Raw genomic sequence first — 12,728 nt, 5'->3', positions numbered from 1 at the left:
AGGGATTGGTGGGTAAATCAAAAATGTTATACATAACATTTTGTCATAATATTTCTGCTCACCAGAAAAACAGTTTCTCCGAACCCCTTATGGCGTAATCGCTCTAATATGATCTAAATAGCTATGGATACCATTCAAGAACATCTGTACCGCAATCATCAATAGCAACATTCCCATCAATCGTTCTACGGCCTTCAGGCCTCGTTCTCCGACTAACCGATCGAACACTTCACCAAACATTAAAATAACGGCTGAGGCTCCCCACGCTAAAACTACCGCTATTGTCCAGTCCAGCATTCGGCTTGTGTCTTGATGCGCAAATAAAATCAGGGTAGCTAGTAAAGATGGGCCAGCAAGCATAGGGATAGCAAGCGGCACAATAAATGGTTCATCACCTGCCGCAGTGTGACTGTTTGTGTCATGAGACGGAAATATCATCTTAAGCGATATTAAGAACAGAATGATCGAACCAGCAATAGAGATAGCTTCACGTTGTAGTGACAGAAAGTTCAGGATTGACTCTCCGGCATACAAAAACAACAACATAATTGCGAGTGCAATAAATAGTTCTCTAGCAAGAACAATACGACGCCTTTTCTTCTCAATATGACGAAGAATCGATGAGAAAACAGGTAGATTTCCCATTGGGTCCATAATCAAAAAAAGCATGACAGCAGCGGAAATTGTATCCATAGAACAGCACTCAAATTAACAGGGTCGAGAAAGTCGCCACTATACACCATCAAGATGGTCACTTTTACCTGCTTTAGGTTAATTTTGTATTGATCTAAATGTGCGGATATTTGTTAGGTTCTGGGCTTTTATGGCTCTGTTATAGTTACGTATTGTTGGTAACAACGCCATGAAAAGTACCATTTACTAGAACCATAGGGGGTAGATGAACGGGTGGCGTGACACGTTTTTGGACATATCGTTGTAGAGATTGATCTTTAGAGTATTTTTCGCGAACGTAGGTTCTAAGTGGTTGATAAGGCTGCCACTAACTCAAGAGTAGACATTTGCGCGTTTGATATATAAATTTCATTCCACTCACTAAGTTCGACTGCTAATGCAAATCCTGATCTGGTTTAATGCAAATCCTGATCTGGGAGCTACTTTAATGCAAATCCCGATCTGGTTTAATGCAAATCCCGATCATCAGTGATAGTGAATGCTAATCTCAGTTAGTCCATATTTCGTTGAGGGGGTGTTGCGCTTTTCGTGAACATAGGAAAGATCGCACATGGACTACATCATTGATAGTAAAACGTATCTGGACAAACCTGAGCTCGGTTAGAGCATTTCATTCGTTGTTATCCGAAAACGAGGATTGTTAGAATGATGAGCAACGCTATTGGTACTGCAAGGAGTCAAAAATGGAACTGGAACTGACAGATGAGCAAGTGCAAATATTATTGCATCTAATAAAAACAGAGATGAGCGGTTTTTGCGGTGACGTGGGGTACGCAGAACTTTCAAAAATACGAAACATCTTAGAGCGGCAACTAGATAAAAACACTATAGATGAGCCCTCTATCTCATAACGAGGCAAAGGTGTGTTTGCCGTGATCGGATCAAGCACACATCAGGACAATACCTTGGTGGAGGCTTTGCTAATTTAGCATTTAACGGATTAACAGCGGTATTGAAAATACTCTAATCTGATGGCCAAATTCACTCATCCACTGAACTAAGCTCTATCTAATTTTGAAAATCAAAATGTCGCTTAACGACGTGTCCAAACTTGCTGGTGCAGATCATTCTGGTTGGTAGAGGGTAAAAGGGCTTATTTTCTTCTTTCTCTCTATCCGCAACAACCTTACGAATTACCATCACATAATTAACTCAGGTCAATAGTCTAATACATTGAAATAAAATAGAATAATGTGACTATTGTTCAAAGATGCGTAATGTTATGGGTGAGTTTTCAAAGTATGTTGGTGAAGTAGGCGAAGGGATTGTCAATGACTTCCTTACCTTATTCAGGTGGAAAAACATGTGCAAAAACAAGGAGTTACCTTGTTGTACTCCTGCTCATAATAAAAAGACCCACGGGATTGACTCGCTTTTTATCTATAATTCACCATTGCAGAAGCAATCACTCGTAAGTGTAGTGGTTTCAACAAAATACTCGTCTAAACCTTATGATAAGGTTAGTACAACTTTTGGTTCACATTTCAGGGACATAGCCCATACCGTGGAATGCTATGGCAAGTCTCGTCTTAAAAGAGATTTAACCAAGGGGTTCAAAGGCAGCTCTCGCAAGGACGATGTAGGTGTTCTATTTTACATCAATAATGATAACAGTGGGACAAAAGACGACATCAAGCAGGACATAGCCAAGCGTCGAATTGGTGGTGATTTGAAGTTCAATACCATCCATGTGATTGACAATGCAAGAGCGGACTTCCTGTATGAATCACTGAATTTCATCAATAATAAATACTCGTCCTATGAGTTCTTCTGTTTAACGACATCACTAAATGTAGCAGCAGATAACCAGACAAACCACTCGCCGATAATGCCTGTCGAGTACATCACATCACCAATCATTCCTCTATCTGTATCAACCGATTCAGGCAAGAAGTTCGTAATGCTATGTGATTTTGCATTCACACAAGAATCTCTAGTGCTGGTCTACAAACTTGCACGTAAGTTGTGTGCTGAGTTTGCCAACCATTATGAAATCTATTTCCAAAACTACAACGCACTAGAGCATGACCCTATCCGTGATGAGGTCAAAATGTCCTCTGAGTCAGAAGCAGAAATCGAGCTATTCGTTGGAAGCTACAACAAGAACTTTAGGAGTGAAGTTAATGGCTGACACCAATTTCATACCGTGGGGTGAGAACCTGAAAGGCTTAGTTAGCCAAACCAAGTGTACCGCTCCGACAATCAATGACATTCTGCGAGAACGTGGTGTATTCTGTTCATCCTCTGAGAAGGTCAACACTGTGCCAAACTTGATTAAGTCACTACTTAGTCCAGCAGAATCATACGAGTTACTAAACGGTATCAAGACCAAAGAGAAGCTAGATAAGGTCAACTTTCGTAGCTATGAGGTTAAGCAAGATAGTGACCTTCTTGATTTGGTAAGTGGGCTAATGGATACCGATGACCTTCAATCCAATGATTACGTAAATTATCAGATTTCCGACTTTAATGACTTCACATCCCTAGACGGAACAAGTTCTAACTCCCTCATACTTGATTTCGAGGTCTGCCGTAAGGACATCCTTGATGATTGGTATGAATCAGAGAAGTTCTTCAAGGGTTCGGTTGAAATCAAGAAAAGCTCAGATGACAACAAAGCCATAAGCATGAGTGTTAAATTGAATCACTCATCACCTGAAACTAAAGAAGTAGCGGATAAAGTCATCTCTATCGTAGAAAAGTCCCTTATTGAAGATGGTGTGATTGACGAGCCAAAGCAAGGCGGTCGAGTTCTCTTCGATGACTTTACTAACGAGAACAGGATTAATTTCTTGAACTCTCTTGCTTCTCAGCACACTGGCTACGACTTCTACCACACGAAGATTGATGATTTCAGCTTCACCCCAGATAAGGATTTGGACACAAAACACCTCAAACAGGATACCAACCTTCTTGAGAAGGACATCAACAGACTCCGTGTATCAGGTGATTTAGAAAAGATTATTACGGTGAAGTGGAAGCACATTCACCCTTACATTAAAGCGACTAAGGTAGTCGCCACTTACACTATTGACCATAAATCCTATTCGGGTGAATGCAGGGTCTCTTACGAGTTTAGTGACTACAACAAAAGGAAGTTGATTAACCCAGAGTTGTGCATCAACTTTGTCAATCTAAAGCTCAAAGGCGCACCACCATCTGTTATTCATGACGTCCAGTCAATCATCATGAGAGAGATTGAAACCCGTAAGAATGAGTTACTGGCAAAATACAAGAAGCCATAAGCCCCAAATATAAAAAGGGAGGTGATTAAGCCTCCCTATCTTATTGAGCAAAAATTACACAACACGCTTAAATGCTGGTAGAATGTACAGGCATTTTGCAAATCACATTAACAACCCAGAGGTGACATTATGGGAAGAAAGCGTGTAACTACTACTCAAGAATCTAGTAGCGGAAGAAATACCAAGTTTCGTGACAATTACACTGGCGAAAGCATGACTAGAAGTCAGTTCGTTAAGAAGATTGAGAGTGGTGAATATTCCAAGTACCACGTAAGAGAAATCAAAGGTGTTAAAACTCCAGTATCAAACCCAGACCCAAGCAAAGACAATAACTTGGACTAATCCACAACCTGTAGGGAATGGAGTCCCTAGCATTATCCCACCGTCTTCTTTACACGCTGCACTAACTAACACCCCACAACCTAGCTTTTCAGCGATCTTGAAACTTTTCTTATCACGACCAGCTTGAGCACTAGCAACGCGCGCTAGTAACGTCAACTGCCCACCAACAAGCATGTCCTCAGTAGCCTTACCTATGTATTTAATCACTAACTCTTTGTTCATTGTCTTCAATACAACACCACGCTTGCCAAGCATTTGAGCCATTTCCCTAGCATCGTGATAGTTACTACCAAACGGTCACACCACCACACCATTAGCTCGTCGCCTCTGCGTAACCCCGTCACCTACAGATCACTCAACCAGACGTTATGCCATTAGCAAAAGTACGGGAAAAGGAGAGTCAGCTACCAGTGTGGAGTATCTGCTCTAACGAAGAATGGGGCACTTTTGAGTTACATGAAGTTACTAAGCTAACGAACGTTAGCCTAACATCCGTTAGCTTAGTGAAGAGGTTTGGTTCGACTATCCATGCCCTCGGACACGTTTTAAAGCCAAAACGATCTACACCTTCATAGCATCAGTAAGCCAGCAATATGTAAGTACAACAGAGCTTTTTTATGGGCGCTACTCACTTAGTTGATGAATGGCGTATGTGAACATAAAACAGAGGGCTGGTTATACATTTCAGCTGTAACACGTCGACTTGTAGCGGTGGCAAAAATTGTTACTTCGAAAGAAGGTAAAGAAGAAGTACTTGAGAGTTAAGAGAAACATACCTAATATTAAGTGGCTACAATAACCGTGTCACTAATCCCAAAGATGTTGCCGCATCAGTTGGGCTGAGCTGGGAGTTTGGCGACTCCCAGCATTCGGCAGTCTCTTTTTGCTCATCTCGAAACGTGTGTCAACAAGCCTTAGTAGCAATTATCTGTGATATCAGAGCATCACTGATACCTTCATCAAACTTACTTACTAGATAGCGATTCGGAAATGACTTGAAACGTTCATCAGACGCTATATCACCACAGACGTACCACTGCGCACCCAAAGCACTAGCATGAGCAAACATACGCCGAACTGGATCGCTGTCATCAAGTCGCATTTTCCAAGATAAGTCTACAAATGGTGCTAGTTGCCAATCGAAGAAAACCCTGTGCTTTATTAGCAACTCTCTAGTGTAAGAAGTACCTGTCGGATATAGAAGTAGATTTGCTTCATGTGCGGCCTGCGCCAGCTTTTGAGCGCCTGCTCTGTCTGGTTCAACATTTCCCAGTAAGGTGTCTGTGGAGCAAAATTGCTTTTGCGACTTAAACGAATTAAACACATCCTCGTGTTTGTTCAAGTAGTCAATTGAATACAGGAGCGCATGTAGGTCAATGTACAGAATTCTCAATAGTATCTCCTTAAGTCAAGGTAATTGGCTCAAAGGATTTGATTAATGATACTTGATAATCTGACCTTTTCATCAGCATCACCTTCCTGTTTGAGCTTCTTGGTAGAACTGGGGAGCTGCAACTCCCCAGTTATTAAGATTCACTCACCTTGCGATGTGCTGCAATATCCAATGACAAGGCTATTGTAGCAGGGTAATGACGTCGTTATTTGGCTATATAGCCAACTTTTTACATTGTGTGCGTTGTGTGTCGGTAGGGGCTTGGCAGGGGGCGCATTGCTGCGCATGTAACTTTGCCCCATGAATAGTGTAGGGTTTCGGGCGGGGTCTAGGCTTGGCGGCCTCTTGAACCGCTTTTCCGCCCTTATATCGCTGCGCGATGTTATGCAGCCAACAATCGATGTAATGTTGTTTTACGCTGCTCTGCTGCGCTAGTCCGTCGAATTGCATCCTCGAATTGCTGTGGGGTGCCAACAATCTCAATGTGCGTTTCTGCTCGGGTCAGGGCTGTATAAATCCATGAGCGGTCAATCATTCTTGAACCTGTTAGTGCCACGATCACTCTCGGGAACTGGCTACCCTGAGCTTTGTGTAGGCTCACAGCATAGGCTGGCTGTACGATGTTGATTAGCGATTCTGTCAGTTCCACTGTACGCCCATCATCCAGCTCAACCATACCGAACTGAAACTCCTCGCCAGTGCTAACTAAGCGTCCCATGGTGCCGTTTTGAATATCGTTATCCCATTCGTTTTCGGTGAAAATGATTGGGTCATTTACTCTGATGTTTAGATACATCCGGTCACCAAACAAATCGAACTCTAATCGCTCACCTGTCGGGTTACATTGTTCCTGACATAGATTGTTCAGAGTATTGATGCCGCCATGGTTTGCGCTGTATGTAGCACCTACAATCTGAGTGTTACTTGGATCTTGAGCATATAGTTCTGTGATTTTCTGGTTCAACGATTCAGGCTGGGCAAAATGGAACCTGATATTGGGGCTGGTGAATGTGGGAGCTTGCCCATTCCGAACCGCTAGGGTGAACTCAGGGATGCCCGTTGAACCCTTCTGACGCTTAACGATATTCAGTTCTGTTCCGGCAATGGATGAGGTCTTAACAACATCATGCAGGATAAGGCCATAGCCGATTGGTGACAGCTGTGCTGGGTCGCCAACCAGCAATATTCGAACGTTACAATGCAGAGCCATTACCAGTCGATACATGGTGTGTAGGTCAACCATGGACGCTTCATCGATAACGATAATGGCCTGCTCATCATCCGATATCTCAACATTTTTCAGGAATCCAGCAATGGTGCTAGCGTGGAAACCTGTACCTTCCTTAATGCGCTTAGCTGCACGGCCTGCGAGTGCCATCGGATAAATCTTGTAGCCGAGTTTTTGATAGGCTCGGAGGATAACTCGGAGGACTGTGGTTTTGCCCGTCCCGGCCCCGCCTGTGAGCACTGAAATGGGATTCAAAAGACTCGAACAAACCGCATCAACCTGCCGCTCTAACAATGGAAATGCTAGGTTTTCCATACCATGTGCAAGAGCCTCATCAAACCGACCATCCCATGTTTCATTCTGACCTGCTAGATGTAGGAAGCGATGAGCTACAACCTTTTCCATCACCAATGCAGCTGTTGGGTGGTAATTGCCGTCGTCGTCGAGAATAAAGTCGCCGTTCTCATGTGATGTCATCATCGCCTGTTTAGCCAGTTCAGAACAGTCTAGGACTCGATTTAAGATGGTTTTTAGATCACTGTGGCTAGCAACCGTATGCCCCTTCTTGGTGAACCTATAGAGTGACTCCTCAACTGCCGCAACCAGCCTGCGGGAGTCGCTTTCTGCTATCTGAAAATGGCTTTTCACCATCTCATCAACAGCACTAAAATCCATACCGAATGACTGGAGGATATATGGGTTCGCTTTTACCAGCTCAATAGCTCTTTCATCGTGATACTTCATAATGTTAGAGCTGATGCTAGGTGGTACGGCATGTTCAGCAAACCAGTGAAGATGCTTCAAGTTGGAGTACTTTTTCCATGCCTCGACCATCGTTTGGGCGGTTTTTGTGGTCAGTACCATTTCCAGCATTTCTACATCACCAGATTCGAGGATTTTGTAGATACCAGTTTGGAACTTATCCCAGAGTTTCCTTGCGTACACATCGCCAACACCAACAAACTCCTTGTCCGAAGCTACAAATTCGACAAAGTTATCGCCAGTTTCTGGCATGGTTACCCTCAGTCGAGTTGCCTGAACATCCACTTGAGTTTGAATAAAACCACCACGTTGCACCTGTCCTTCTGTTTTTGTGCCCGATATACGCCAGTGCTGGCCTCTGACGGGCAGCATAGGGAGCAACTTGATGTTGGCCTTAACTACAATGACTTTCTTTGCAGAGGCTCGTTTGGAGCCTTTTAGCGGTACACCACAGAAAGTGATGATTTCATCCTTAGTGTTCCAGACCGAAGTTACACGAATATTGAAGCGGCTGATTTTCATCGTGGCAGCCTCCCGACATCGGCCAATGCTGAGCTCAAAGCATCAAAACGCTCTAACTTACGCTTTAACTCTGCGTTTTCGGCCTCCAGTTCGACGACTCGTTGCTCTAGGCGACGTGTGTGAACCCCTTGTTTGTCGCGCTTAATCTGCGCTTGGTCTAACTCCTGTGGTTCATTGTCAGAGCTAGACTTTTTCTCATTTAGCGATGGAAGCACACCACGGACGCGCAGATCTGACTCAAGTTCGCCAAGCAGCTTTTTTACTGCTGGGTTTTGCTGCAATACGGATTTGGCAAAGCCACATCCTTTGGCTATTGCACTTCGTTTAAGGTTGCCGCGATATTCCATTTCACGATAATCATCATCAGTCAGAGACGCACGCCAACTCTCGAACTTTTCGATGTTTTCCTTCGCTATCTCTTGCCCATTAGCCATTATTCAGCTCCATTAACGTCCAATGTCTTTTCAATCGCTTTTACAAATCCCGGTTTAAAAACAGGTTTGCCGTCTGAACCGATAATTTCACCGCGCTCACCGATACTCAGTCCTTTGCGCCTTAGGTGGTTGGGGTCGATAGCTGACCTGAGAGCATTAATCTCACTATCTGTATAGCTGGCCTTGCTAGGCAGAGCATCCAACTCAGGGTTCAGGGCGTTTTTACTGACCACCTGAATTGGCACTTCCGCGTTGTGTAAGTCGCTTTTTAGCTGGTTTACCTCTGCTGTCAGTGCTGTCTTCGCAGCTATCAAATCACGAACTAACCACTGTATAGTCGGGTTTTCGATACCATTAACCCAGTCGTGTTCTTTGTTTCGAATAGCCGGAGAGACTGACTTTGCTACAGATTCGGCATAGACGTTAATCAAGTCCCGATATAGTTGCCCAGACGTATTGCGAATAGCCTGCGTGCTGGGACCACCTTTCATCTCAGAGTACGCCCCGATATTTGCTATAGAGAAATTAATCTCACCGGATTGCAATTGCTCCAGACAAATATCATTAATAATCCCAAGGCTCTTTCGAGCCTTGTTGGACTTGGCTTGTTCGCAGATCGCCTCATAAGCGACTTTGATTTGATTATTAGGCGTATTCACGAGAACGATCCTCTAATTTATTAACGTTTTCTAGTAAGGCTTTAACATCTTCAGATAGCGGAATTAGGTCTGAATCACTGGTATGGCCTAGAACATCCAGTGGGCGTTTACCATCAAGGACATTATTAAGCTCACCCCAGCCGCCGAGGCGAGCTAGCATGGTTTGTGTTAGGTGGTTACCTAGTGCCAACTGTTGCTTCTCATTGAGCCTGAAGAACTGAGGGGGAATGCCGTTTGCTTCTAGCATTTTGTCCATCATTTGGCTGCGGCGAGGAAGGGCACTATCGGCATTAGCAGACATGAAGATTTCTGCGTTTTCACACACCTCAGCAAGAGCTTGGTGGTGTGAAACTTCATCAACACTAATCGAGAGCTTATCGGTATTCATAAGCATCGGTACTCTCTCGCCATTGGACACAGGTTTGTTCAGTAGCTCGATAGCACTATCGGTTAATTGGAATGCTGACAAGAAGTCACAGGACAGCATGTCACAACGAGTTTGCTCTTGTTCAAGCAGATTGTTGAGTCGCTTGTATTCCATTTTGACTTCGGCAGGCGCTTCTTTCCCGCTTACTTCAAAGTCGTAGACCTGCTCATCCAGTCTTTCGATTTGATCGTTAATATCCAGCGTCTTGTTTAATACGTGCTGTCTTGCCTCAGCGATTTCGTTGCCTTTGGCGACCAGACCACCAATGTAGGCTGCACCAGTGACAAAATGCCTGCATCGGAAGCAGTTTTGACGCCCTAAGTATCCAGCGGGAACGGGGTTAAAGTAAGTGAGGTTGGCGTTTTTTTTGGTTTCTTCTCGCTCTTCGCCACCATCATGACAGCGAGTTCCTCCGTATGGACAGAGTCCATAATCGAAAAACTGAATAGACGCTTTCGGCCAGTCAGGGTCGTGCAGAGCTGAGTCGTCTGGGATTAGCAATTCGGCTTTGTGATTATGGATTTTGTCTTCCATAAGCAGGGCATTTTTACGGTCTTGTGACCGTTCCAATGCTTTTTTCTCACCTGCGCCGACCTTATGAGCAATGTCTGCGTGCGTAACTTTCGTGTAATGCATGGTCATGATGATTTGTGCATGACCAACTACCTTCATCAAAACGTGCAGAGGCACATCCCCATATAGCACCAGCGCAGTAATCAAGGTTACTCGCATACAGTGAGGGGTGTATTTTGAATTGTACTGAGAGCTAACTTTCTCCGCTAAAGGAAACGATTCATCCTGAATTTCGTACAGGACTTTGGCTAATGCATTAGCGAAGATGCTCTGACTGTAGGGCTGATAACTTGCTGCATCCGCTGAGCGGTTGCTGTTCGTTGGGTTACGGAACAGAAAACACTGAGTACCACGTCTGGCTAACACAGCGTCGGATGGCCTTTGCTTCTTAGAAAAATGAACATCCATCCAACGTGTTGGTTCTTTCAAAGGATTGTATTTAGACTGCCAGTCTCTTAAACGGATAATCCAAGGAATAATGCGGGTGGGAATGTATGACGAAACAAATGGTTTGCCCGTTTTGTTCGTGTTGGTGAACATACCAATTTCGTCACCCATCTTATGCAATACGCCTAGGTTTGGCTTTTTTTGCATACCAACAAGCGGATTATCATTTTTGACCCACTCAAAATCGGGTACAAGCTGAATTTTCTCATCCAGATTAATTGATTTGAAACCTTTATTGACGAGCTTGAATTCATCGGCTTCTCCAGAGTCGAGCCAAAGAATTTGCTGGCCGCGAGTGGGTAGGTTCAGCAGGCAGTAAAGCGCCACAGCACGTACTGGTGACCACATTTCATAGACTGTTATCTTGCAGCGTCGCTTTCCTTCAACCTTTTTGGTTTTTTCACGTGTACGCCAAACGCAATTTGGGTCATCCTTGTCGATGATGGATTCATCAACTTCATACCAGTCGGCGCTATTAAGCTCTTGAGCAACACTCAGTTGATTAAAGTATTCACAACGGACTTGTTTGCCATTTTCCTCTACAAATTCAGGTATCAAATGCTCGCGAGCCTTAACGACGTATTCATAAGGCAAGTCCGGCTTGTTGGTTCCCGTTTTGTTATCGGTGTCAGTGTCGATATCCACGTTCAAGTAAGGGATATGGTACAGACCAAAGCCGCCGACAGGGGTTCGCTCACCAGTATCTTCATCTTCGATATAAAATGACTTATCGAAGACATACTTCAAGAAGCCAATAATCATGTTCTTTTCAGAGTTTTTTTGTTGGCTTTTAGGCAGCGAGTTTATGTAGTTTTCAATAGAGGGCACTTCATACCTACGCTCAAAAAATGGCGCTACCATATCCACGGCACCAACTTTAGAGATAAATGGCACGCAGCGTATTAGGTAGTGCCCAATCCGAGCTTGGGTTGCGCCAACATTGCGTTTAAGCGAACTACAATAATCTTCGGCAAGTTCTACCCATGTAGTCATGCCAAGATCTAAAAGAGGCTGGAATGTTGCTGGCTCCCACAGGATGTCTTTCGAATTTTTATAGCCATCAATCTGATTTGGATTAACTTTTAGCTTCGGATGCAGATGAGCGTGTTCTTTGTATTCCCTAATTTTGGAAATTCGTTTTTCTTGGCAATATTGCTTCACTTCTTCCAGTGACCAATACTGCAAGTTAAGAAAATCTTTGTATGAATCAAAGCCATAGTGAGATGATGGGCTTGACGGTAAGCGTTTGTTGCTCTTGTAGTTTTGGGTGTATTCGGTACGCGTCCACAGTTCTCGTTCACGGCAGAACGTTCTGGCTTCCGCTAGAGTGTATTTTTCTACAACCTCTCTGCCAAAGAACACATCCCAGCACGGGAAATCTGGGTAATGTTTATCAGGATTTGAATGAAGCTCTGGGTCTTGTTTGTAATACCTGCTATAGCCAGTTCTTGTCTGCTCCTGCACAGGCACAATTCTACGAGCGGCCTGAGATGCCTCCTGCCATGTGTTATAAAACCGCTGACATAAAAATGACGACCAATTAGGTAAGCCATAGCTATTAACTGGATCTACTGGTAGTTTTTCGTCCATTGAGCAAATTGCAGCATACGCAAATATTGTTGGTTCGGCGTCACCAATCAGTATCTTAAAACGATTAAGTGCTTCTTTTGCGGTAGGGTAACAATTTGTTTTGCCGAGGAACTCAGGATATGAGGTGAAGTTGTTATAACTTTTTTTTGGCTCTACAGGGAGCCTTGGGTCTTCCTTGTAATGCTGTTTGTATGAGCTAAAAGTAGGCTCGATGCCAAGTCTATTGAATAGAGCCATCGCAGCAGCCGAGGCTTCTTCCAGTGTTTCGTATTTTTTTACAGGCGCTTCTTTGCCCAAAAATTCAGGCCATGAGGTGAAGCTGTCATAGTTCCTATCTGGGTGTGATGGGAGCCTTGGGTCTTCCTTGTAATGCTGTTTGTATGAGCTAAAAGTAGGCTCGATGCCAAGTTTAT

General features: G+C 44.0%; 10 protein-coding genes. 3 read left to right on the top strand and 7 right to left on the bottom strand.

Going from position 1 to position 12,728, the window contains the following annotated elements:
* Window positions 1–87: 87 nt before the first annotated feature.
* Window positions 88–693, bottom strand: coding sequence for a YhgN family NAAT transporter (locus R7F64_RS20935; protein ID WP_025558739.1), 606 nt, complete (start codon window positions 691–693; stop codon window positions 88–90).
* Between the two features lie 683 nt (window positions 694–1,376).
* Between R7F64_RS20935 and R7F64_RS20930 the strand changes: the two genes are divergently transcribed.
* The 3 genes from R7F64_RS20930 to R7F64_RS20920 all read left to right on the top strand — a co-directional run bounded on the left by R7F64_RS20930 (window position 1,377) and on the right by R7F64_RS20920 (window position 3,938).
* Window positions 1,377–1,544, top strand: a complete 168-nt coding sequence (locus R7F64_RS20930) for a hypothetical protein (RefSeq protein ID WP_154218569.1) — start codon at window positions 1,377–1,379, stop codon at window positions 1,542–1,544.
* A gap of 653 nt (window positions 1,545–2,197) precedes the next feature.
* Complete coding sequence (locus tag R7F64_RS20925) at window positions 2,198–2,824, top strand: hypothetical protein (RefSeq protein WP_259346076.1); 627 nt, start codon at window positions 2,198–2,200, stop codon at window positions 2,822–2,824.
* A complete protein-coding gene (locus R7F64_RS20920; RefSeq protein WP_182101335.1) occupies window positions 2,817–3,938 on the top strand; it encodes a hypothetical protein in 1,122 nt (373 codons plus the stop codon). Before R7F64_RS20925 ends, R7F64_RS20920 begins: the two co-directional genes overlap by 8 nt.
* 303 nt (window positions 3,939–4,241) lie before the next feature.
* On the opposite strand, the gene R7F64_RS20915 is transcribed toward R7F64_RS20920, so the two are convergent.
* The 6 genes from R7F64_RS20915 to R7F64_RS20890 form a co-directional block, all read right to left on the bottom strand.
* Window positions 4,242–4,535, bottom strand: coding sequence for a hypothetical protein (locus R7F64_RS20915; RefSeq protein WP_318072059.1), 294 nt, complete (start codon window positions 4,533–4,535; stop codon window positions 4,242–4,244).
* 649 nt (window positions 4,536–5,184) lie between these two features.
* On the bottom strand, window positions 5,185–5,673 hold the full coding sequence (locus R7F64_RS20910; RefSeq protein WP_318072058.1) for a hypothetical protein: 489 nt from the start codon (window positions 5,671–5,673) through the stop codon (window positions 5,185–5,187).
* 382 nt (window positions 5,674–6,055) lie between these two features.
* Window positions 6,056–8,185: an AAA family ATPase gene (locus R7F64_RS20905; RefSeq protein WP_318072057.1), complete on the bottom strand. Its 2,130-nt coding sequence runs from the start codon at window positions 8,183–8,185 to the stop codon at window positions 6,056–6,058.
* Window positions 8,182–8,619 carry a VPA1267 family protein gene (locus R7F64_RS20900; RefSeq protein ID WP_025558745.1) on the bottom strand — a complete coding sequence of 146 codons (438 nt, stop codon included), beginning with the start codon at window positions 8,617–8,619 and terminating at the stop codon, window positions 8,182–8,184. Before R7F64_RS20900 ends, R7F64_RS20905 begins: the two co-directional genes overlap by 4 nt.
* Complete coding sequence (gene gmtX, locus R7F64_RS20895; RefSeq protein ID WP_140274682.1) at window positions 8,619–9,278, bottom strand: gamma-mobile-trio protein GmtX; 660 nt, start codon at window positions 9,276–9,278, stop codon at window positions 8,619–8,621. Before gmtX ends, R7F64_RS20900 begins: the two co-directional genes overlap by 1 nt.
* The coding region (locus R7F64_RS20890) for a VPA1269 family protein (RefSeq protein ID WP_318072056.1) at window positions 9,265–12,728 on the bottom strand (3,464 nt) is incomplete at its 5' end. The genes gmtX and R7F64_RS20890, both read right to left, overlap by 14 nt.

This window comes from Vibrio sp. Vb1980 (genome assembly GCF_033338615.1).
Classification (GTDB): domain Bacteria; phylum Pseudomonadota; class Gammaproteobacteria; order Enterobacterales; family Vibrionaceae; genus Vibrio; species Vibrio alginolyticus.
Note: the sequence above shows the minus strand (reverse complement) of the source record. Positions and strands in the feature narration are given on the sequence as shown.